Annotated in this window: 25 protein-coding genes and 1 riboswitch; of the genes, 17 read left to right on the plus strand and 8 right to left on the minus strand. The window is 61.4% G+C overall.

Annotated features, from left to right (window positions below; translation table 11 throughout):
- Positions 1-265: 265 nt before the first annotated feature.
- On the minus strand, positions 266-466 hold the full coding sequence (locus HJB89_RS32010) for a hypothetical protein (protein ID WP_207580823.1): 201 nt from the start codon (positions 464-466) through the stop codon (positions 266-268).
- A 277-nt stretch (positions 467-743) separates the two neighbouring features.
- Here HJB89_RS32010 and HJB89_RS32015 point away from each other — a divergent pair, with 277 nt between their 5' ends.
- The 3 genes from HJB89_RS32015 to HJB89_RS32025 are packed head-to-tail and all read left to right on the plus strand — an operon-like array spanning position 744 to position 1,466.
- Positions 744-977 (plus strand): DUF2171 domain-containing protein, encoded by a 234-nt coding sequence (locus HJB89_RS32015; protein WP_221133257.1) that lies wholly within the window; start codon positions 744-746, stop codon positions 975-977.
- 53 nt (positions 978-1,030) lie between these two features.
- The gene (locus tag HJB89_RS32020) at positions 1,031-1,240 is read left to right on the plus strand and encodes a DUF2945 domain-containing protein (RefSeq protein WP_207580821.1); all 210 of its coding nucleotides are present in this window, start codon (positions 1,031-1,033) and stop codon (positions 1,238-1,240) included.
- Between the two features lie 40 nt (positions 1,241-1,280).
- Positions 1,281-1,466: a DUF3008 family protein gene (locus HJB89_RS32025; RefSeq protein WP_207580820.1), complete on the plus strand. Its 186-nt coding sequence runs from the start codon at positions 1,281-1,283 to the stop codon at positions 1,464-1,466.
- Between the two features lie 30 nt (positions 1,467-1,496).
- Here HJB89_RS32025 and HJB89_RS32030 read toward each other — a convergent pair whose 3' ends face one another.
- Positions 1,497-2,210, minus strand: coding sequence for an MgtC/SapB family protein (locus HJB89_RS32030; protein ID WP_207580819.1), 714 nt, complete (start codon positions 2,208-2,210; stop codon positions 1,497-1,499).
- A gap of 221 nt (positions 2,211-2,431) precedes the next feature.
- On the opposite strand from HJB89_RS32030, the gene greA reads away from it, so the two are divergent.
- Both greA and HJB89_RS32040 read left to right on the plus strand, forming a co-directional pair.
- Positions 2,432-2,914, plus strand: a complete 483-nt coding sequence (gene greA, locus HJB89_RS32035; RefSeq protein ID WP_207580818.1) for a transcription elongation factor GreA — start codon at positions 2,432-2,434, stop codon at positions 2,912-2,914.
- Positions 2,915-3,036: 122 nt separating this feature from the next.
- Positions 3,037-3,396 (plus strand): hypothetical protein, encoded by a 360-nt coding sequence (locus HJB89_RS32040; protein WP_207584327.1) that lies wholly within the window; start codon positions 3,037-3,039, stop codon positions 3,394-3,396.
- Positions 3,397-3,436: 40 nt separating this feature from the next.
- On the opposite strand, the gene HJB89_RS32045 is transcribed toward HJB89_RS32040, so the two are convergent.
- Complete coding sequence (locus HJB89_RS32045; protein ID WP_221150980.1) at positions 3,437-4,330, minus strand: LysR family transcriptional regulator ArgP; 894 nt, start codon at positions 4,328-4,330, stop codon at positions 3,437-3,439.
- Positions 4,331-4,430: 100 nt separating this feature from the next.
- On the opposite strand from HJB89_RS32045, the gene HJB89_RS32050 reads away from it, so the two are divergent.
- The gene (locus tag HJB89_RS32050; protein WP_221150981.1) at positions 4,431-5,039 is read left to right on the plus strand and encodes a LysE/ArgO family amino acid transporter; all 609 of its coding nucleotides are present in this window, start codon (positions 4,431-4,433) and stop codon (positions 5,037-5,039) included.
- A gap of 55 nt (positions 5,040-5,094) precedes the next feature.
- On the opposite strand, the gene HJB89_RS32055 is transcribed toward HJB89_RS32050, so the two are convergent.
- A complete protein-coding gene (locus tag HJB89_RS32055) occupies positions 5,095-5,376 on the minus strand; it encodes a hypothetical protein (protein ID WP_207584405.1) in 282 nt (93 codons plus the stop codon).
- Positions 5,377-5,451: 75 nt separating this feature from the next.
- Here HJB89_RS32055 and HJB89_RS32060 point away from each other — a divergent pair, with 75 nt between their 5' ends.
- Together HJB89_RS32060 and HJB89_RS32065 are read left to right on the plus strand one after the other, a co-directional pair.
- Positions 5,452-6,393, plus strand: a complete 942-nt coding sequence (locus HJB89_RS32060; protein WP_207580815.1) for a LysR family transcriptional regulator — start codon at positions 5,452-5,454, stop codon at positions 6,391-6,393.
- 99 nt (positions 6,394-6,492) lie between these two features.
- Positions 6,493-6,648 carry a hypothetical protein gene (locus HJB89_RS32065; protein WP_003540537.1) on the plus strand — a complete coding sequence of 52 codons (156 nt, stop codon included), beginning with the start codon at positions 6,493-6,495 and terminating at the stop codon, positions 6,646-6,648.
- 72 nt (positions 6,649-6,720) lie between these two features.
- Here the strand turns inward: HJB89_RS32065 and HJB89_RS32070 are convergent, their stop codons facing one another.
- Both HJB89_RS32070 and HJB89_RS32075 read right to left on the minus strand, forming a co-directional pair.
- A complete protein-coding gene (locus HJB89_RS32070) occupies positions 6,721-7,083 on the minus strand; it encodes a hypothetical protein (RefSeq protein WP_207580814.1) in 363 nt (120 codons plus the stop codon).
- 20 nt (positions 7,084-7,103) lie between these two features.
- Positions 7,104-8,105: a glycine betaine ABC transporter substrate-binding protein gene (locus tag HJB89_RS32075; RefSeq protein WP_221117618.1), complete on the minus strand. Its 1,002-nt coding sequence runs from the start codon at positions 8,103-8,105 to the stop codon at positions 7,104-7,106.
- A gap of 716 nt (positions 8,106-8,821) precedes the next feature.
- Here HJB89_RS32075 and HJB89_RS32080 point away from each other — a divergent pair.
- Positions 8,822-10,273 (plus strand): cobyric acid synthase, encoded by a 1,452-nt coding sequence (locus tag HJB89_RS32080; protein WP_221150982.1) that lies wholly within the window; start codon positions 8,822-8,824, stop codon positions 10,271-10,273.
- Positions 10,274-10,358: 85 nt separating this feature from the next.
- Positions 10,359-11,129, plus strand: a complete 771-nt coding sequence (locus HJB89_RS32085; protein WP_221150983.1) for an SDR family oxidoreductase — start codon at positions 10,359-10,361, stop codon at positions 11,127-11,129.
- Positions 11,130-11,250: 121 nt separating this feature from the next.
- Here HJB89_RS32085 and HJB89_RS32090 read toward each other — a convergent pair whose 3' ends face one another.
- Positions 11,251-12,384 (minus strand): helix-turn-helix transcriptional regulator, encoded by a 1,134-nt coding sequence (locus tag HJB89_RS32090; RefSeq protein ID WP_207580810.1) that lies wholly within the window; start codon positions 12,382-12,384, stop codon positions 11,251-11,253.
- A gap of 187 nt (positions 12,385-12,571) precedes the next feature.
- Between HJB89_RS32090 and HJB89_RS32095 the strand changes: the two genes are divergently transcribed.
- The 4 genes from HJB89_RS32095 (at position 12,572) to HJB89_RS32110 (ending at position 15,147) form a co-directional block, all read left to right on the plus strand.
- A complete protein-coding gene (locus HJB89_RS32095; protein WP_221117619.1) occupies positions 12,572-13,060 on the plus strand; it encodes a hypothetical protein in 489 nt (162 codons plus the stop codon).
- Between the two features lie 42 nt (positions 13,061-13,102).
- Positions 13,103-13,378 carry a DUF4242 domain-containing protein gene (locus HJB89_RS32100; protein WP_207580809.1) on the plus strand — a complete coding sequence of 92 codons (276 nt, stop codon included), beginning with the start codon at positions 13,103-13,105 and terminating at the stop codon, positions 13,376-13,378.
- A 183-nt stretch (positions 13,379-13,561) separates the two neighbouring features.
- Positions 13,562-13,750 carry a DUF1127 domain-containing protein gene (locus HJB89_RS33540; RefSeq protein ID WP_221141534.1) on the plus strand — a complete coding sequence of 63 codons (189 nt, stop codon included), beginning with the start codon at positions 13,562-13,564 and terminating at the stop codon, positions 13,748-13,750.
- A gap of 224 nt (positions 13,751-13,974) precedes the next feature.
- Positions 13,975-15,147, plus strand: coding sequence for an adenylate/guanylate cyclase domain-containing protein (locus HJB89_RS32110; protein WP_405049003.1), 1,173 nt, complete (start codon positions 13,975-13,977; stop codon positions 15,145-15,147).
- 26 nt (positions 15,148-15,173) lie between these two features.
- Here the strand turns inward: HJB89_RS32110 and HJB89_RS32115 are convergent, their stop codons facing one another.
- The gene (locus tag HJB89_RS32115; RefSeq protein ID WP_221117620.1) at positions 15,174-16,964 is read right to left on the minus strand and encodes a chloride channel protein; all 1,791 of its coding nucleotides are present in this window, start codon (positions 16,962-16,964) and stop codon (positions 15,174-15,176) included.
- 253 nt (positions 16,965-17,217) lie between these two features.
- Positions 17,218-17,614, plus strand: a riboswitch (cobalamin riboswitch).
- Between the two features lie 131 nt (positions 17,615-17,745).
- Between HJB89_RS32115 and cobU the strand changes: the two genes are divergently transcribed.
- The 3 genes from cobU to cobN all read left to right on the plus strand — a co-directional run.
- Positions 17,746-18,270 (plus strand): bifunctional adenosylcobinamide kinase/adenosylcobinamide-phosphate guanylyltransferase, encoded by a 525-nt coding sequence (gene cobU, locus HJB89_RS32120; protein WP_207580807.1) that lies wholly within the window; start codon positions 17,746-17,748, stop codon positions 18,268-18,270.
- A gap of 4 nt (positions 18,271-18,274) precedes the next feature.
- Entirely contained in the window at positions 18,275-19,324 is a 1,050-nt protein-coding gene (gene cobW, locus HJB89_RS32125; RefSeq protein WP_221150985.1) for a cobalamin biosynthesis protein CobW, read from the plus strand.
- A gap of 4 nt (positions 19,325-19,328) precedes the next feature.
- Positions 19,329-21,551: cobaltochelatase subunit CobN (cobN, locus tag HJB89_RS32130; RefSeq protein WP_221133261.1), on the plus strand; the 2,223-nt coding region annotated here is incomplete at its 3' end.

A 21,551-nucleotide genomic window follows, 5' to 3' on the forward strand; every position in this document is an offset into this window, starting at 1 on the left:
ACATTCGTTGCGCGGATTGCGTCGCGCCGATGTCCTGAAAGCGACACTGGCATGGAAAAATGCGGCCGGGAAGAGCAAATATGCGACATCGCCTGAGATCTAGCCGGTCAAACCCCCGGAAGGGGCGTGGGAAGGGCAACGAACAGGCTGATAGGCATCTGAAATTCAAGATCGAAAACGGCCTGGGAATGGACGGTCAGCCGATGAGAAAGGCGGCGTTGCAGTAGGCAGACGCCGCCTCATCTTGGGAGAAATGTCGCATTCATTACACGGTCCGGTGTTTGTTGTCGTCGGTGCTCGGCCAGCCGATGTCCTTGCGGATGTCGAAGGGCATGGCTTCGATTTCGCGAGCCGTCTGCCAGCGCGTCCAAGCGAGCACAAGCCTGCGGGCATAATGTGCCAGATCGAAGCGGCCTTCGCCGGAGGTGAGGGTCTTGCCAGCACCCCGATAGATGAGCGTGGTCATGTCCAGATCCTTTCTTGGGTCAGGGGCATGGTCTCGATGGGAGGTTTCGTCCATGTCCGTAATCACAATATGGGCTCCCGGAACTCATCATTCAAACGAATAGAGTTTATGGATAACATCAGAGATATTGAACGATCGCCGTGCGCCCGCCGATCGGAAGAGCTGACCGCTGCGGGGTTGCAAAATGCCAAATCGGGGCACGGCGACATGACTCGGAACCAAGTCCGCTCCACGTCGTTGCCGCTTCGTACCTGACAATGATGCAAAGGAGGAAACCATGATTTCCGCAGATCAGATCCGTGAACATATGGAAGTGCGGGCTGCCGATGGCACCCATATGGGGACAGTCGATCATCTCGACGGACCCACGCGCATCAAGCTGGCGAAGACCGACTCGGAGGACGGCAAGCACCACCTGATCCCGATCGACTGGGTCGATCACGTCGATGCGCATGTTCATCTGTCAAAGAACGCCAGGGATGTTCGCACCCAGTGGGCCACTATTAACTGACGAGCGGTCGGCTGCGGCTTTTGCCGCAGCCTCCTCGCCGTAAGGAGCCTCGCATGTCCAAGCAATTGAGGAAGGGCGACGACGTGAGCTGGGACACCAGCCAGGGAAAGACCGAGGGCAGGGTGGTCAAAAAGCAGATCAGCCAGACGAAGATCAAGGGCCACAAGGTGAAGGCGTCGGCGGCGGAACCCCAGTATATCGTGGAAAGCGACAAATCGGGAAAGCGGGCCGCACACAAGCCCGATGAACTCAGGAAGCTTTGAGGCCAACTCGGCGCCTCATCACAAGCATAAGGAGATCGATATGCCAGCCAAGTCCAAGGCCCAGCAGAAGGCGGCGGGCGCCGCACTGTCGGCCAAACGTGGCGAGACGCCCAAGAAAGAGCTCAAGGGCGCCTCCAAGCAGATGGTCGAGTCCATGAGCGAAAAACAGCTCGAGGAATTTGCATCCACCAAAAGAAAGGGCAAACCGGAGCACGCCCCCAAATAGGCAGGGCGCCGCGATGGCGGGGCGTCCGGCTTATGTCGTGGGCATCGAGAAATTCGCGACCTCGTGCGCCTCGGAGACGGCGAAGAGGATTGCGCGTGCGGATGCGTCCGGATCTTTCGCCAGCCAGCGCAATTCGAACGTCACCCCGGTGCGGCCATCTTCGGCCTGTCCCAACGAGACAAACGATGCGCTGCATTCAAGAGGTCCCAGCACATCCGAAAGGTCGGGAATATCAGAACTCGAGCCATAGACGACGAGCGTCGCCTTGCGTTCGCAGCGCAGCCAGGTGTCCAGGCGTTTCAGCGGCGACAGCACGATGACGGCGATGACGGTTGCGACGGTCCCGGTGACGATCTGGCCGCCGCCGAAGCAGAGGCCGACCACGGTCATGAACCACAGGGTCGCCGCCGTGGTGACGCCAGTCATCATGTCGCCGCGCCTGAGGATCGCTCCGCCGCCGATGAAGCCGACGCCGGTCAGGACGCCGAGGGGAAAGCGCAGCACGTCCATCTGGGTGAAAAAACTCAGTGTTTTCCCGTAGGTCGATAGAAGCAGGTTCGCCTGGACCATCGCAACGCAGGCGGCAAGCGCCACCAGGATCGTCGTCCGGAAGCCCGCGGCATGGCCGCCGCGCTCGCGGTCGAGGCCGATGAGGCCGCCGGCGATCACCGTCAGCGCGATGCGCGCGGCGATGTCCCACCAGCTCGGTGTCAGCGGCATGGCGTCGGTCAGGAACGAAGGCATGTTTCGCTCCGGGTTATATCGCGGGCTTTCCGCTGTTCGCCGGGCATTGATCCTCCTCGGCCATGATGCGTCACGGGTCTAAACGCCATGCGGCGCGGGACGTTCCGCGTTGCCGATGAGCCAAGATTGGCGGTTCGTCTGCGGCGGGTGTATGTATGTTTTGGATGGGGAGAACCTCCCCGTCAGCTATAAGCGCACCGCGCCCAAAACGGAGTATAGAATTGGCCGTCGCATTCACCAAGGAAGAGAGTTTCGAAACCGCTTCGGAAACCCTGCTGCCCGATCGTCCGGTTTCGCCGCATCTGAACCTGGTGACGGAGGCAGGGTTGAAGGCTCTGGAACTACTGTTCCAGCAGGCTCGCCTGGCCTATGATGCCGCGAGTGTCATCGAAGACGTGAACGAACGACGGCGGCAGGCGGCGGGACCGTTGCGCGACCTGCGCTATCTCGCGGCGAGGCTCCGCAACGCCCAGCTCATGCCTGACCCTGCGTCAACCGACACTGTCGCCTTCGGCAGCACGGTGACTTTCAGCCGCGACGACGGGCGCGTGCAGACCTATCGGATCGTCGGCGAGGACGAAGCCGATCCCAAGGCCGGATCGATTTCTTATGTGTCGCCGGTGGCGCGGTTGCTGATGGGCAAGGCTGTCGGCGATGTGGTGGAGACAGGTAGCCATGAGCTGCAGATCATCGCTATCGCGTAGGGCGGGATACTCAAAGCGGCGCCGAGTTTGACGATGCGCAATAATTGTTATGAAAAATGGTACTTCATAGTACTTTATTTATCATTCGCGGCCTAGAAAGATGACATCGAATATCGAAGGTCATCCGCATGGTCAGCGCAATTTCCAGTTCCGCATCCACCCTTTTGAGTTCAACCGCTTCAACCTCGTCGTCCAGTTCGTCGGACCAGCTTGCCTCTCTCGAGGCGCAGCTTGCCGAAAAGCAGGCAGCCCTGTCGCAAACGCAGGACGAGAAAGAGAAGGCCACAATCGAAAAATCCATCGAGACGCTGGAAGCAAAGATTGCCAAGCTCGAAGCGTCCGAGAGCAGCAAGACCGAGGCGTCCGCCGCATCGAAGCCCGCTACCGAGGCTCCGCAGGATCTCTCCGGCGAGAGCGAGCGTATCGGCACGAAGAATTTTGACGACACCAGCGAATTCGGCAGCCGCACGGCGTACGTGTGACAGCGCCTGTTTTGAGCCGCTGCTGTTCTGAGCAACGCGTTCAGAGATTGCGCTTGGCCACCGCGATGACCTCGCGCGTCAGCTTCGCCAGGCGATCGGCGGCGAGGCGGTTTATCTGCCAGTATAGTGGGACATCGAGTGGGGTGTCGGGAACCAATTCGACCAGCCGTCCCGATGCGAGATGTTCGCGGGTGAGCTGGGTCGGGTTCATTCCCCATCCCATGCCCGAAAGGCTCGCCTCGACGAAACTCTGCGTCGACGGCAGCCAATGGGTGGGATAATCGAGATCGCGTCCGAACTTGCTGCTTACCCAGCTGCTCTGCAACCTGTCCTTCTGATTGAAGGTGAGCGCCGGGGCATTGCGGATTGCCTCGGCGGTTACGCCGCCCGGAAAGTGGCGTGCCACGAAGTCGGGGGTTGCCGTAGCGTGGTAGCGCAGAATGCCGAGTGCAAATCGCCGGCATCCGCGGACCGGCTTCTCAAGGCTGGTGACGGCTGCGATCACCCGTCCGCGCTGCAACCATTCGGCGGTGTGGTCCTGGTCGTCGACGGCGATATTCAAGAGGTAGGAAGAACTCTTGGCGAAGTTCGACATGGCCTCCACGAACCATGTCCCAAGGCTGTCGGCATTGGTCGCGATCTGGAGCGTCACCCTTTGGCGTGGTTCGTCGGGATCGACGAGAGCCGGCAGTTGCCCGAAGAGTTCGGCTTCGAGCATGCCGACATTCTCCATATGGCGGCAGAGCCATTCTCCCTTTTCGGTTGCCGTGCACGGCGTGCCTCTGACGATGAGGACGGTACCGAGACGCTCCTCGATCTGCTTTACGCGCTGCGAAACGGCCGAGGGAGTGACGTTCAGCACGGTCGCAGCCCTATCGAAGCTGCCTGTCTGGACAACAGTTGCGACGGCGCGCAGGGCGGGGTAATCGAGCATGATTAAGTTTCGCTTAATTGAGATAAGCCAGATTAATTAGCCTAATTCTCTTCACGGCGATACGGCAACCCTTACCGAAGCAGGGGCGTTCGCCGAAGCGATGAATTTTTCGATCTATGTCACCGGCCTGATGATGGGCCTCAGCCTCATTGTCGCAATCGGCGCGCAGAACGCTTTTATTCTGCGCCAAGGCCTGCGCAACGAACATGTCTTTTCCGTCTGTTTCGCATGCGCGTTTTCGGATGCAGCGTTGATCGTGCTTGGCGTGACCAGCCTGCAGCAAATCGCCAGGTTTATGCCCTGGCTCGATCCGGTCATGCGCTATGGAGGAGCCGCGTTTCTGACCTGGTATGGAGCGAAGAGCCTCTATTCCGCCTTTCGCTCGTCCGCCAGCCTCGCGGAAGCAGAAGCGAGACCATCGAGCTTTCGCCAGACGCTCATGACCTGCCTTGCACTGACCTGGCTCAACCCGCATGTCTATCTCGATACGGTCGTGCTGCTCGGCACGATATCGACACGCTACCCGGGACAGCAGGCTTCGTTTGCTGCGGGGGCGGTGACGGGTTCCTTTCTGTTTTTCTTTTCGCTCGGATACGGCGCCACGTGGCTGCGACCGATCTTCTCGAAGCCCTCATCCTGGCGCATGCTGGAAACGCTCGTCGCATTCACCATGTGGATCATCGCGTTCAAGCTGTTGGGCGGGATGTGATGGCCGTTCGACCGGCGAGATGGAAATGTGCTGGATCCGGCGGTAAACGGGTCGGTCAGGGGGCGCGGACGATCACAACGGCGCGCAAGCTTTTTGATGGACGGATGTTTCCTGATGGGCGCACATGGTGAGGCACGCCGAGCTTACAATCTTCAGCAGCGGTTCGGCTAGCAGAGGCGGCGACCGTCAACTCTATCTTGGGCTGACAATCGGCCAGCAGATGCGACGGAAAACGCCTTAGCTGCCGGAGTGCATGCTCATGGTTCACATCCCTGCGCCTCTGCGACTTGAACGCGGAAAGGGCCTGTACGATATTCCAGATGCTCATGTTCGACATGTCGGGGCCTCCTTTTGCTGCATCGGCTGCTGACCCCTCGAAATATGGCGAGCGATTGACATTCAATCAAACAAAATGATATGCGGTTATAAATCAGAAAAATTGAAAGATGCGACGATGAGTCTTCCCTTTCGCCGTCCCATTCCGCTGCTTGACAACGACGTGTTGCGTACCTTCGTTGCCATTGCCGAGACTGGCAATTTTTCGACCGCCGCGGAGGCGGTCTTTCGCACGCCGTCAGCGGTGTCGATGCAGATCAAGAAGCTCGAGGAACAACTGGGCGCGACGCTGTTTTTGCGCGATGCCCGCTCGGTGTCGCTGACGCGCCACGGCGAGATGCTGTTGTCCTACGCCCGCAACATCCTGGCGCTGTCGAACGAGGCAGTGTCGCGCTTCATCATGCCGGAGCTCAGCGGCGTCGTCAGGCTCGGCGCACCGGAGGATATCGGCGAGCGGCTGCTGCCGAGCATCCTGAAGAGTTTCGCGGAGAGCTATCCCGGCATCATGGTCGACGTAACGATCGACATGAGCATGGGGTTGAAGAAGCGCATGGAGGAACAGCGGCTCGACCTGGCCTTGATCAACTGTGCGACGCGGCCGTTCCCGACAGGCGGCGAGGTGGTGTTTCGCGAGCGGCTGGTCTGGGCCGGCGCCAAGTGCGGTTCGGCGCATCGGCGCGATCCCCTGCCGATCTCGATCTGGGAGGATGGCTGCATCTGGCGCCAGGAGGCTCTCTCCCAGCTCGAACGCAACAAGCGGCACTATCGCGTCGCCTATCTCAGCGGCCACACCATGGCGCAGCGCGCCGCCGTGCTCTCCGATCTCGCCATTGCGCCGCTGCCGCTGTCCTATGTCAATGAGGACATGGCGATCCTCGGCCCGCAGGAAGGCCTGCCGGAACTCGGCGCCTTCGATATCCGCCTGCTGACCGCCTCGCAGGTGTCCGGGCCGATCGAGACAGTGGCCGACAGCATTCGCGGCGCCTTTGCCGAGAGAGCGAAGGCGGTCGCCGCCTGATGATCTCTTTCAGGCGTTGAACCTTTTGTCCCCTTGTGCGTTATCGGCGCGAACGGCATAAGTCCCGTTCGGGGTTGATTTCAAACAAGGATATTCGAAATGACGACAACGGCCAAAATCGCCGCAGCCTTGATGGTACTTCTTGCGCTTTCCTCCTGCGGCAACACGATCCGCGGCATAGGAAAAGATACGGCCAACACCGTAAATGCAACGCAGGATGCGGGCCGCTCGGTTGACCGTGCTGCAAAGAAGTAAAGACCGTTCACATTCCTCCGGGGATGCCGGATAAAGCTTTCCTGGACAGAATCAATTATCGACTGGGCCGGATCAAGTATTGACCGGGGGATAAGCCTTTTCCAGCCCGCCGGATCGGTCAAGACCGGTCCGGAAGGCCTGGTAGGCAGGATGCTGGCTGGAGCGGGCGGTTTCCATCACCCGGATCTGAAGCCGATCCGGCGCATGTGCTCCGAGCCATATTCCGAGATTTTCGAGTTTTAGCGAGTTCAGGAACCGCGACCCTGCTGCGATGTCGAGATGGCGGCGCAGGCCGTCGAGCAGGTTGTCGTCCTGAGCGACATTTTCCATGAGCAGCGTCAGATATGATTTGTCCGTCTCCGACAGCGCGGCAAGCTTTTCCGCAACGGTATCGCGGTCGGGAAAGGGAACGTTGCCTGTCATCGAATCGTCCATGCTTGATCGTATTTTTGGCGTTATAAACTCGCCTTGACCTTCTCGGCTACATCGGCGGGCACCCATTTCATCCAGAGGCCCTCGTAATTGCGAAGGAAATGGATCGCGGCATCCTCGTTGCTTTCGTGGTTTTCGTCTTGCCAGGCAAGCACCTGGTTGATCGTCTGATTGTCCCATTTGCGGGTTTTGAGATAGGTGGTGACAGGTCCCGCGCGACTGGCGAAAGACCTGGTCATCAATGTGAAGGCGCGCGAGACCGGATAGGAATTAAGCTGGGGCCTGAGGCAGCCGGAAACCGCCGTACAGCGGTCCCACTCGGTCTTGTTATGACCGACGCCGAAGCTCAGGCGCGTCATCTCGTATTTGCCGAGGATTGCGGTCGGCGCCCAATAATAACCGAGCCAGCCGATCTTATTGTCGAAGGCGCGGGCGATCGAGGCGTCGAGCCGTTCGGCGCTGCCGGTTTCGACGAGTTCGAAGCCCTTTTTGTCCGCGGCAAGCGCCTTGAACAGGTTGGTGGTTGATATCTGACAACTCCAGTCGGCTGGGCAATTGTAAATAGCGCCCTTCGAGGCATCGTCCTCGGCGGGGAAGAGCTCGGGATGTCTCAGCGCATCTTCGACCGAACGGATGTCGGGATTGGCGTCGGCGATGAATTTCGGGATCCACCAGCCCTCGACGGCTCCGTCGGCCAGGATCTCGGCTCCCTGCACCAGCCGGCCGGAGTTGACGGCCTGATCGAGCAAGGCCCTGACGGAATTGATCCAGTACTCCGAGGCGATGTCGGGAGTGCCTTTCTCATTCATCGAGGCGAAGGTCGGCAGGGTGTCGCCGTCGACGATGGTGACGGCGCAACCGTAGCCCTTTTCCAGGATGATCTTGTCGAAGCTCGCCGCAATACCGGCCGAGGCCCATTTCATCTCAGCGATCGAAACATTGCCGCATTCGGCGGCTTCGGCCGGCGCGACGATAGAAAGAGCCGCGGCAAAGACGGCGGGAATCAGAAACGTCTTCATCGTCATTTCCCCGAATTCTTCTTTACAGCGCCGGCCTTTTCAGACGCGCTAATGACGCTGTGATACCTTGAATCTACGGACGCGCAGCCAGGGTCGGAAATCAGCGACAAATCCTTCTGGCGCCCAAAAGGAAATGACTGACGGGCGATGCCGCGACATACATTTCCGGTTCATGGGTGCCTTCCGTCCTTGCGGCTCCGGCAGCTCATTGCAGGTCATGCTCGAAAATGGCGGTTTTTGGGAAGCCTACGCGTTCGGTCGCAGAAATCAACCATCTTCTGCTGACGGTCGCCGGACTAAATTATTGAATTCGAAGAATTTATCTCAATATCCGGAAAATGGCGCCTTTGAGCGCAGTGCACGCTCTTGGCGATCACCGTCGGGTCTTCTGCAGAAATTTCGACCAGAATGTCAAAAAAGATCAAAATTAACATTTGCGTAAGGCTTCAATAACTCTCCGGTAAGAATGTGCCGTTATCAGTTGGGTCGTGGCGGGAATGACCGCCGCTTCTCCGGTTCAGGTAGTGCGTACCGGAGAAAGCGAGCTTCGCCGTGTAGGGGTGAAGACGCCTGAGTTTTCGGCAAACCGCGCAGAGCCAAGGCCATGCGCGGTTTTCGCGTTTCTGCGGGAAGCTTGACCCGGGCCAAGTCTTACCCTGTGCCAAGTCTTGACCCGGTGTCGCCGGCCATTGTAGGCCTCGCCTCAGCGAAAGGCGGCCACCATGGCAAGAGCGATCATGCTGCAGGGAACCGGCTCGGATGTCGGAAAGACGGTGCTGGTCGCTGGCCTTTGCCGGCTGGCGGCCAATCGCGGGCTTGCCGTCCGGCCGTTCAAGCCGCAGAACATGTCGAACAATGCAGCGGTTGCCGATGACGGCGGCGAGATCGGCCGAGCGCAGTGGCTGCAGGCACTGGCCGCACGCACGCCGTCTTCGGTGCACATGAACCCGGTGCTGCTCAAGCCGCAATCGGAAAACGGCAGCCAGATTATCGTGCAGGGCAGGGTGTTCGGCCAGGCGAAGGCGCGCGACTATCAGCGGCTGAAGCCGCAACTGCTCGGCGCGGTGCTCGAGAGTTTCGAAAAAGTGGCAGCAGATGCCGACCTCGTTATCGTCGAGGGTGCCGGATCGCCGGCCGAGATCAATCTCAGGGTCGCCGATATCGCCAATATGGGCTTTGCGACGCGTGCCGGCGTGCCTGTCGTGCTCGTCGGCGATATCGATCGCGGTGGCGTCATCGCCTCGCTGGTCGGCACGCAGGCGATCCTTGATGAGGGCGACCGAGCGATGGTTGCGGGTTATATCATCAACAAGTTTCGCGGCGACGTTTCGCTGTTTGACGACGGCATCCGCGCCATCGAAGGCTTTACCGGCTGGCCGTGTTTCGGCGTCGTGCCGTGGCTGCCGGGTGCGGCACGCCTGCCGGCCGAAGATTCGGTCGTGCTCGAACGGCTGGCGAAGGGCGGGGCGGGCCGGCTGAAGATCGCCGTGCCGGTGCTGCCCCATATCGCCAATTTCGACGATCTCGATCCGCTGAGGAGCGAGCCGGATGTCGAGCTGGTCTTCGTGCGACCAGGCGAGCGGCTGCCTGTTGCAAGCCTCATCGTCCTTCCCGGCTCAAAATCGACGATATCTGATCTCGCCGACTTGAGGGCTGAGGGCTGGGACCGCGACCTCCAGGCGCATGTCAGGCGCGGCGGCCGGGTGATCGGCATTTGCGGCGGCTACCAGATGCTTGGTCGGACGGTGCACGATCCACTCGGCATCGAGGGCGGAATGCTCGAGGCGCCGGGGCTTGCGCTTCTCGACGTCGAGACCGAGATGGCGCCTGAAAAAACCGTGCGCAACAGTCATGCCCGCTCGACCGAATACGACGTGCCGCTTGCCGGCTACCAGATCCATCTCGGCATCACCCGCGGCCCGGATGGCACCCGGCCTTCGGCGATCATCGACGGGGCACCCGATGGCGCGCTTTCGGCCGACGGCCGAATCATGGGCACCTACCTGCACGGGCTCTTCGGCAGCGACGCCTACCGCGCCCGGCTGCTGCAGAGCTTCGGGTTATCAGGCGGGCGAAGGAATTACCGCGAGAGCGTCGAGCAGGCGCTCGACGAGATCGCCGGGGAATTGGAACGTCACCTCGATCCGCGCTGGCTGGCCGGACTGCTCGGTTAGGCCGGATGCATCCTTCGTTCTGCTCTTGCCAAATTAGTTGACTGAGTCCATTAATTGCCCCGGCGGAGCTGATCGAGAGCAGACCATGAGCGTGATGGATAGATTTTCACTGACGGGTCAGGTGGCGCTGGTGACCGGCGGCGGCCGTGGCCTGGGCTTCGAGATGGCACGTGCCCTTGCAGAGGCCGGCGCCCATGTCATCGTTACCGGACGCACGGCGGCGACGCTGGAAGACGCCGTAAGGATCATCCGTGCGGCGAGTGGCACAGCGGGGGCCGCCGCCTTCGATATCACCGATCGCGAGGCCCAGCGTGCGTTGATGGCCGATATCGAAAGGGCTCACGGTCGCCTCGACATCCTGATCAATAATGTCGGCGCCCGTGACAGGCGACCGCTGGCCGAATTCGATGATGATGCCATCATCGAACTGCTGCGCACCGATCTGGCCGCCGCGATGACGCTTTCGCGGGACGCCGCCGTGCTGATGAAGCGGCGCAATCACGGCCGCCTGATCTCGGTGACCTCCATCAGCGGCCATGTCGTCATGCCCGGTGACTGCGTCTATCCGGCAGCCAAGCAGGGCCTGACCGGCCTGATGCGCGGTATGGCGGTCGAATTCGGTCCGCACGGCATCACCAGCAACGCGATTGCGCCGGGCTGGTTTGCCACCGAAACCAATGCGGCGATGGCCGCGAACGAGGAATTGATGCCCTTCGTGCGCCAGCGCATTCCGGTCCAGCGCTGGGGGCGGCCCGACGAGATCGCCGGCGCGGCGCTGTTTCTTGCAAGCGCCGCCGCCTCCTTCGTCAATGGCCACGTCCTGACGGTCGATGGCGGCATGACGGTCAGGATGTGAGCGTTGGAAATATCGGTCTGGCGGTTCTCTATGGATGTGATGGCGCTCGGTTCGGTACCGAGGGACACCGGCCCCGTTTTCACGTCTTCCGCCAATCGCTCCGAAGTTCAAGGTCGAGACGTCACGCGCGCCTGACAGGCGGACTGAGTTCGCGGACGAGCTGCTGCAGGCTGCGCTGGTCCTCCGCTCCCGTTTTGTCGTAGATGGCGGCCAGTTGCGATTTCACGGTGCCGTCGGCAACGCCTTGTGCGTTGGCGATCTCGGATCGCGTCATGCCTTCGGAGACGTAGCCGACCACGCGCCGTTCGGCTGGAGTGAGAGCAAAAAGGGCGGCAACGGCTTCGACGGCCGACTGTGTCACCGTTCCCGCGGCGGCGAGGAAGATCGCCGCAGCCGCGCGGCTTTCGAAACGTCCCCTTTCGGTGCGCCGCTGCAGCGGCAGAACGTGCGCGACGGCGGGGCGCTCGGCCGAGGCAAGCGGGACATCGATCCCAGCCGCTGCGAGACTGATTTCGTCCCGCGCGCCAAGCGCCACGGCGTTGGAAAGGGCAGCGCCTGCATAAGCGTAGCGCGCGGCCAGCCGGCCTGAAAGCGAGTGAACGACGTGCTGCTCGCGCAATCGTGCTTCTGCGGCATGGTTGGCGAAAAGGATTGTCATGTCTTCAGCAACGATGAAGACCGCATGGTCGAGAGCGTCGATGACCTCCCTGAGGACGGCTGCTTCGGCGCGCTCCATCTCGAACATGTCGTGGATCGTCACGGCACGGCGGATATGCGGGCCGAGTAGCCCGACAATGTCGAAGACGCGTCGCTCGCTCGGTTCGTATTGCACCGAAATGTTGATTGTCCCGACCCGGGTCGGGCGCTTCAGCACCGCCATGTCAATCGAGTTCAATACCCCATACTTGGCATGAAAGTTCTGGTAGAGCGCACCGCTCTTCCAGACGGCTTCGCCATCGGGTCCATAGAGGGAGAACATTCGCTCCAGCGTATCCGGCTGATCGATCTCCATTCGGTGGAGAAGGTGGAAGAACGGGACGTCCTTCGCATGCGCGACGAGGGTGCTGATGGCTTCTCCGTCGTCGCAGGCGATCTGAGCCAGCCGTGCGGAACGGGTGGTGGTGTCGAAGACGGCAAGCGTGGTCAAAAACCCATTCACCTGGCCATTGATCAGACGAAGAGCGTTTGGCCAGGCATCCTCCCGGGCCACACAATCATAAATAGCGCCAATGATTTCCGACAGCTGTTGTTCCATGATCGCAATCCTGCATCAGCCCGGCCTGCGCGGTCAATTGCCGCCGGCCAGGACGCCTTCATTTCCGGGATTTGCGGAAGATTTCATCCCCCACGCGGGAGATGTTTCATCGCGTGGATTTCTTACAACGCCACTGCCGGCCGGATTCCACTCGGCTTGGACAACCAGAAATTGGAGGGCAATCTTCATGAAAGCGACCAAAGCGCCGATCGCGGCGCTTCTCTTTATCGCAGTTTTACCGGCTGCAGCGCTCGGCGGCGGCGCCGGCCTGCCGAACCAGGTCCGGGAGGCCAATGCGCGCTTCCAGGACGTCAACCAGGCCGTCAGGGAAGGCTATTCGCCGATCCCGTGCACCAGCGGCATCGATGGGGGTGCTATGGGCATCCACTATGTCAATGCCGACCTCATCAAGGATGAGGCCGTTGATCTCTCCAAGCCGGAAGCCGTGATGTACGAGCCTGACGAACACGGCAAGATGAAACTGGTCGCCGTCGAATACATCACGACGAAAGGTCCCGCCAATCTCGGCGGTCAGCTGTTCAGTTTCACGAATGCACCGAACCGCTACGGCCTTCCGGCTTTCTACGAGTTGCATGTCTGGGCATGGAAGGACAATCCGAAGGGATCGTTCGCCGACATGAACCCCGACGTCAGCTGCCGGCATGCGCACGGTTGATGAAGCGCTGCGTCACTCAAGGCATCATGAAAGGATAAAACAATGCCGCAATTCGTTGTCGAACGAAATATTCCAGGTCTCGGAGATATGAGCAAGGAAACCCTGCGCGAGATCTCGGCGAAATCCAACGCCGTCGTGGCCTCCCTCGGCGAACCCTATAGCTGGATCACCAGCTATGTGACTGGCGACAAGATGTACTGCGTTCATGAGGCCGAGAGTGCGGAAGCGGTCTATCGGCACGCGGAAAAGGGTGGCTTTCCTGCGGACCGCGTGACGGAGATCACGAGCCTCATCGGCCCTCATTCGGCCGCGCGTTAAACACCGCGTTCGATGGCGCGCGCGGCAAGCCCACTTTCCGCAAACCGATTTCGAGGTGATGCGCCGGGGCGCGGGAGCTGGCCGGCGGACGAGGCGCCGGCCGGCTCGCAGGCGCAGCGATCTTGGGATCGGCGCACGACTCTAGGGGACGATCATGAACGAGAAGCTCTAGGCGCGTTCGAATTGCGACTGCGCAAAGCGGTGCTGCTGCTGTTTTCTCCGGCTCGTAACTTCATCCTGTGGCAACGACGGCAGTCGGTGGAAAATCGGCTTGGCGCGCTGTCGGACCACATGCTGAAGGACATTGCGGCGTCGAGAAGCGAGATCCCGTTCGTCGCCTCGCGGGATGGAGACTGGAACAGATTCCGCTGACCGAGCAGCCCTTTGCACATCGAAGCGAGGCAAAACGCTCGACGAGAAAAGGCCAGAATTCCGCATCACTCCCATTCGCCCGGGTGTAGTATAACGACGCGAAGCAGGTTAATGAACGGCAGGTGTAAGACCGCTCGTTGAGCGCCCGTTGTGCCGTTCTGCTCATCGGGCTCGAGGGCGAAATGGCCATTGCCGGTTCTCGGTCCTCATGCGGAGATTGAAAAATTAAAAATCATATTCAATGGCTTATAGAGCAGGGGATCACCAGCGAGCATATTGGCGACCTCGTCGCCGGTCTGTGCGACCGGCTGATCGCGGACGGATTTCCGATCTGGCGGGCGAGTATCAGAATGCCGTCCCTCCATCCCATGTATCGCGGCGTTTCGGCTAATTTCATGCGGGGCGGTGCGACTGTCCTTGAAAATGCGGAGCACGGCAGTGAGACGGAACGTGACTTCGAGAAGACGCCGATCTTTCACCTTTTGAGCCGCGGCGAAACAAAGGGGCGATGGAACCTGGCGAGCGGCGAGGGGCTCGATTACAGCGAACTCAACGAATTCGCGCTCGCCGGTGGCACGGATCACGTGATCAGCCTGTTCGAATTCCCGAAGGAAGTCGCGCTGCGCGGGCTCGGATTCTCGCTGACGAGCGACGCGCCGGGCGGATTTTCCGATCAACAGCTGGCGATCATAGAAGAGCTGTTCCCGGCGCTGGGGCTGGCGGCTTACCGCGTGGCGGTTTCGAAGACCGCGACCGATATCCTCGCCGTCTATACCGGCGCCAGGACCAGTGCGCGCATCCTTGCGGGCGAAACCCGCAGGGGAATGGGTGGCTCCATCGATGCCGCCATCCTGCTTGCCGACCTCCGCAATTTCACGGCGCTGACCGAGGCCTACCAGCCAGGCGAGATCGTCGGGTTTCTCAACGAGCATTTCGAGCTGATCGACCGGCATGTCGAGGAAAATTCCGGCGAGATCCTCAAGTTCATGGGCGACAGCGTGCTGGCGATCTTTCCGACGGACGCCGAGGATCCGCAAAGGGCGTGTAAGGCTGCGTTGGCTTCGGCACAGAATCTGCTGAAGGCAAACGAAGAGCTCAATCGCGAGCGGACGCGCAATGGAGGCCCCGATATCGGCATCGATGTCGTGCTGCATCTCGGCGAGCTTTTCTACGGAAATGTCGGCGCTCACGGCAGGCTCGACTTCACGGTGATCGGCAGGGCGGTCAACGAGGCTTCGCGGCTGGAGAAACTCTGCGGTACGCTTGAGCAGCACCTTCTGCTGTCGGAGAGTTTCGCGGCCAACTGTACGGTGGCTTGCGAGTATCTCGGGTCGTTCGAATTGCGTGGAGTTTCAAAGCGGGCCGACGTCTTCAAGCTCGCCAACTCTGTGTCATGAAGCGCCGATCAAAGGCGCGACCAAGTTCAGATCTCGCCTGAGACCTCACGACGGCGACGGTCAAGTTCTTCACTGTAGCGGCGCAGCGTATAGCTTTCGCTGAGCTGGCCGATCACCTTGCGTTCGATCAGGTTGTTGACGACGGCGAGTGCTTCGCTTTCGCTCTTGTCGAAGATCGCCGCCGCCTGCCTGGCATTCATCTGTGGCTGTAGGAAATCGTTGCGGTAGTGGATGAAATCGGCAAGCGTCTTGCCCTCGTCCTGCACGTCGGTCGGGTTGGCGTAGATCTCCGGCACCAGCACGAGGCCTGCATATTTGTCGCTCTCCTCGACGAGGATGACGCGCTGGGTCGAGCCGATCGGGAAGGCCTGCTTGAATTCCTCCAGCGAAATACCCGCCCTTGCCGTCTTGACGTCGGCGCGCATCAGCTTGTCCACTGTCAGGTTACGGATCCAGCCGACGTCGTGGGCGCTGCGGATGCTTTCGCCGCGCAGGTGGAAGCGCCAGGTGGCGAAGGAATAGCCGAAGGTTGAGCGGACGACGAGTGAGGAGGTGATGACGGCGGCGAGCACCAGGGCGGTGATCGGAAAATCGCCGGTGATTTCGAGCGCCAGGAACGTCATCGTCAGCGGCCCGCCGATGACGGCGACGGCGAGCGAGCTCATGCCGACGACGGCATAGATGACGGGCGTCAGCGTCGCATCGGCGAAATAGGGGCCGCAATAGGCAAAGAGCTTGCCGAGCAGGGCGCCCATGAACAGTGAGGCGAAGAACAGGCCGCCCCTGAAGCCGGAGCCGATCGAGATCGCCGAGGCCAGGGATTTCAACAGGAAGAGGCCGATCAGCGCCGGGATCGCCACCTCGCGGGAGAGATTGAGATGCAGCGCGCCGTGGCCGGCCGAGAGCACCTGTGGCGAAATCATCGCCAGAAGTCCGACGACGATGCCGCCGAGCGCCGGGCGGAAGGGCGGGGCGATCGAGCTCTTGCGCGCCAGCTCCTCGACGAAGGAGACGCCCTGCATGATCAGGATGCCGACGCCAGCGCAGAAGCCACCGAGCAGCATAGCCGGGATATAATCGGCCGGCACGACTGCGCCGAAGCTGCCGATGTCGATGGTGAAATCGCCGTGGGTGAGCAGCCTTGCGATGAGGGTGGAAACCAGGGCCGAGACGACCACAGGGGTCAGCGAGACGATCGTATAGGTGCCGATGATCAGCTCGAAGGCGTAGAAGGCGCCGGTCAGCGGCGCGTTGAAGGCAGCGGCGATAGCGCCCGCCGCGCCGCAGCCGACGAGGGTGCGCAGATCGGAGCGGCGAAGCTGCAGCTTCAGGCCGAATTTCGAGGCGAGGCCGGCGGCAAGCTGGGTATAGCCGGCCTCGAGGCCGACGGAGGCGCCGAACCCGTTGGAAATCAGGTTCTGCACGGCAACGATGATGCTGTCGGTCAAGGACAGGCGGCCGCCATGCAGCGCATTGGCCTCGATCGGGTCAACCATCGGTTTCTTGCGCCGTTTCGCCAGTACGAACAGCAACAGGCCGAGCAGGACGCCACCGATGACGGGGGCAGTGAGAAGCAGCAGCTTGTCGTCGATCACCGACGAGCTCAGCCGCTCGCTGTCGTCGATGCCGAAGACCATCTGATGCAGTTGATTGGAGACGTAGCTCATGCCGGTGACGGCGAGACCCGAGGTGATGCCGACGACGGCACCCGCCAGCGACAGGCCGACCTCACTGCGGCGGGTCAGCGCCCGCAGCCGCCCCGGGTCGAAGAAAACACGCAGCGCTCGGAACCGGCGCCGATCCAATTTCATAAGCATGGCAAGACAACTAGGCAGGAAGAGGCCCGGTCAAGGGCGATGGCGCAGTCCGCTTGCAGTGCAATTGTGGCGAAAAGCCGGCGCCCTGGATAAATATTTGTGACGTAAGTATCTGATAAATGACGATGTTTTAGGTAGGGTAAGTCGTGTTGCTGGCGTTGCCTCGCCTGTCTAGCCACTGCCGGCCGTCGAGGGCGGTTGACTTCACCCCTGAGCTTGCCTAACCATCCCTCAACGGATGGTCACCTGACCATCCTCGGATATAACGGATGGTTCCGGATCGGTGTTACGCCTTCCGGATGAAAAGGGAATGTGACGGGGCGGACCCAAGCCGGGCGCCTTCATCACAGCCGACCCCGCGACTGTAGAGCGGTCAGGGTCTTCCATCCGGCATCGAGCCCTTCCGGCCGGCGGCTTGCAATAATGCAAGCGGGCGGGACGGGCGACATGCCGGAAAAGCCACTGGACATGCATGATGATCAACCGGGGTCGGACGCCTCTTAAGTCTACGAATCGTCCACCTTTTCATCGATGCAGCCGGGAAGGCGAGGCAGATCCGCTGGCACGATCAGGGCGACCGGTTTCCGGTCTGCCCCGATCGCGGCCGATAACCGCGAGCCAGGAGACCTGCCATCCCGTGCCGGGCGAGAAGCCCAACCCTGGGCAAGAGGCCCGCTGCCAGCACGGAGGTTGTTTTGGCTGAACGATTGAATTCGGCGCGGCCTTGTGCGGCGCGATCGAGTGGGTGGGGTGCGGCATCCCACCAAAGGGGCGTCTGCGCATGACGACCGCTCCCTCCAACACCGTCTTCATCCTCGGCGGCGCCCGTTCGGGGAAATCCCGCTTCGCCGAGTCCCTTGTCATTTCGATCGGCCTCGACCGCCATTATCTCGCGACCGGCCGCGCCTGGGATGAGGAAATGCAGGCGCGCATTGCCCAACATAGAGCCGATCGCGGCCCGTCCTGGACGACGCATGAAGAGCCGCTCGATCTCGTCGGCAAGCTTGACGCTATCGACCGCGAGGGCGGCGTCGTGCTCATCGATTGCCTGACACTCTGGGTCACCAATCTGATGATGGATGAGCGCGATATGGCGGCGGAATTTGCCGCGCTCACCGATTTTCTGCCGCAGGCGAAGGCGCAGCTCGTTTTCGTTTCCAATGAGGTCGGCCTCGGCATCGTGCCGGATAATCGCATGGCGCGGGAATTCCGCGATCATGCCGGCCGGCTGCACCAATCAATTGCGGCCAAGGCCGCCGAAGTCTATTTCATCGCGGCAGGCCTGCCGTTGAAAATGAAGGGTTAAGTTCATGAACCAGCAGAAAATTCCCGCAACCGTCATTACCGGCTTTCTCGGCGCCGGCAAGACGACGATGATCCGCAACCTGCTCACCAATGCCGGCGGCAAAAAGATCGCGCTCATCATCAACGAGTTCGGCGATCTCGGCGTCGATGGCGAGGTGCTGAAGGGCTGCGGCGCTGACAATTGCACCGAGGACGATATCATCGAGCTGACCAATGGCTGCATCTGCTGCACCGTCGCCGACGATTTCATCCCGACGATGACGAAGTTGCTCGAGCGTGAACAGCGGCCCGACCATATCGTCATCGAAACCTCGGGCCTTGCCCTGCCGCAGCCGCTGGTCGCGGCCTTCAATTGGCCTGACATTCGCACCCAGGTGACGGTCGATGGCGTCATTACCGTGGTCGACAGCGCGGCTGTCGCCGCCGGCCGTTTCGCCGACGACCACGATGCCGTCGAGGCGGCGCGCGGCGCAGATGAATCGCTCGATCACGAAAGCCCGATCGAGGAGTTGTTCGAGGATCAGCTGACTTGCGCCGATCTGATCGTACTCAACAAGACCGACCTGATCGACGCTGCCGGCCTTATCAGGGTTCGCGACGAGGTCGCCTCCCGCACGGTGCGCAAGCAGGTGATGATCGAGGCGAAAAATGGCGAGGTGTCGGCCGGAATTCTGCTCGGCCTCGGCATCGGCACGGAGGACGATGTCGCCAACCGCAAATCGCATCACGAGCTGGAGCATGAGGACGGCGCGCCGCACGACCATGACGAATTCGACAGCTTCGTCGTCGAACTCGGCCCGGTCGCCGATCCCGCCGGCTTCATTGCTGGCCTGAAGACGATTATCGCCGACCATGACGTACTGCGTCTCAAGGGTTTCGTCGATGTCGCCGGCAAGCCGATGCGCCTGCAGATCCAGGCCGTCGGCAGCCGCATCGACCATTATTTCGACCGTGCCTGGGCCCCGAGCGAAACGCGCGCCACGCGCCTCGTGGTCATCGGTCTGCACGAGATGGACCAGGACGCTGTTAGGGCGGCGATCGAGGCGCTGGCGTAATCCCATGCATCTGCTTCTGGCCCAACAGGGAACGATCAGCGACTGCGAGGAGGCGATCGACCTCGGGCAGACGCCGGGCGATATCGTGTTCCTGTCGGCCGCCGACAGCGAGCTTGCCGCCATCGCAGCCGCCCATCGCGAGCATGGGGCGGCGCCTTCGCTGAGACTTGCCAGCCTGATGAGCCTCAAGCATCCGATGTCGGTCGATACCTATGTCGAACGCACGGCGCGGCATGCCAGGCTCATCATCGTGCGTGCGCTCGGCGGTGCCAGCTATTTCCACTATACGCTGGAGGCGCTGCACGCGGCAGCGTCCCGCGCCGGTGCGCTGATTGCGGTCTTGCCGGGCGATGCCCGGCCGGATGCGGGGCTCGTTCCTTTTTCCAACGTTGATCTCGACGATATGAATGCGCTCTGGGCCTATCTGATCGAAGGCGGCGACGCCAATGCGCGCGGCTTTCTCGATTATGCCTCGGCGATGTTGTCAGGTGCCGAGAAGCCGGCGCCGGCAGTGCCTTTGATGAAGGCGGGCATCTGGTGGCCGGGGCGGGGGCTGATCGGGGTGCAGGAGTGGCGGCAGGTTGCCGGTTCGCATGTCGCGCCGCCTTCGTCCGTCGAGCAGGGGGGTATCCCACATTCGACGGAGGAGGTGGCGTTTGGGCCAATCGTCGCCATCAGCTTCTACCGCGCCCTCGTCCAGAGCGGCGAGACCGCCCCGATCGAGGCACTGGTCGAAGCGCTGGCGGCGCTCGGCCTGCGGCCACTGCCGGTTTTTGCCTATAGCCTCAAGGACCCCGTCTCGACAGGTATTCTCGAAAGCGTGTTTGCGGCACTGAAACCCGATGTCGTCATCAACACGACCGGCTTTGCCGTCTCGGCACCAGGTGCTGACCGGCAGCCGACGGTGCTGGAAGCGAATGGGGCGGTGGTGCTGCAGGCGATCCTGTCGGCCTCGTCGCGGGAGGCTTGGGCCGCTTCCGCGCAAGGCTTGTCGGCACGAGATCTCGGCATGAACGTGGCGCTTCCTGAAGTCGACGGCCGGGTGCTGGCGCGGGCGATCTCTTTCAAGACGGCAGCGCGTTATGACGCGGCTGTCGAGACCAACATCGTCTGCAGCGAACCCGATACCGGCCGGGTGAGTTATACGGCTGAACTTGCCGCCAACTGGGCGCGCCTGCGGAAGAGATCGGCCGGTGATCGCCGCATCGCGCTTGTCATGGCGAATTATCCGAACCGCGACGGCCGGCTCGGCAACGGCGTCGGCCTCGATACGCCGGCCGGCACCATCGCGGTGCTTCGCGCCATGGGAGCCGCGGGTTACCCGGTCGCCGACATTCCGGCAGATGGGGACGCGCTGATCCGGCATCTGATGGAAGGGCCGACCAATTCCGGCCACGACGGCAGGGTCATTCGCGAAACGCTTTCCCTCGCTCGCTACAACAGCTTCTTTCAATCTCTTCCCAATAAGATTCAAGATGAGGTGAGGGCTCGCTGGGGCAATCCTAAGGACGATGCGTATTTTCGCGAGGGCGGCTTCGCCCTGCCTTTCGCGCGCTTCGGCGGCGTGCTCGTCGGCATCCAGCCGCCGCGCGGCTATAATATCGATCCGAAGGAAAGCTATCATTCGCCGGATCTCGTGCCGCCGCACGGTTATTTTGCCTTCTATGTCTTCCTGTGCCAGGAATTCGGTGCACATGCGGTCATCCACATGGGCAAACACGGCAATCTCGAATGGCTGCCGGGCAAGGCGCTGGCGCTGTCGGAAGGCTGTTATCCCGAGGTGATCCTCGGGCCGCTGCCGCATCTTTATCCCTTCATCGTCAACGATCCGGGCGAGGGCACGCAGGCCAAGCGCCGGACTGCCGCTGTCATCATCGATCACCTGACGCCGCCTTTGACGCGGGCTGAGAGTTATGGACCACTCAAGGATCTGGAAGCGCTGGTCGACGAATATTACGAGGCCTCCGGCGGCGATCCCCGCCGCATCCGCTTGCTCAGCCGGCAGATCCTCGATCTGGTCACCGATATCGGCCTCGACCGGGATGCCGGCATAATCAGCGGCGAAAGCGAGGGCGAGGCGCTGAAGAAGCTCGACGCCTATCTCTGCGACCTCAAGGAAATGCAGATCCGCGACGGGCTGCATATCTTCGGCGTTTCGCCCGAAGGGCGGCTGCTGACCGACCTGACGGTGGCGCTGGCGCGGGTGCCGCGGGGGCTGGGTGAGGGC

It is taken from the genome of Rhizobium sp. NZLR8, assembly GCF_019685025.1.
GTDB lineage: Bacteria > Pseudomonadota > Alphaproteobacteria > Rhizobiales > Rhizobiaceae > Rhizobium.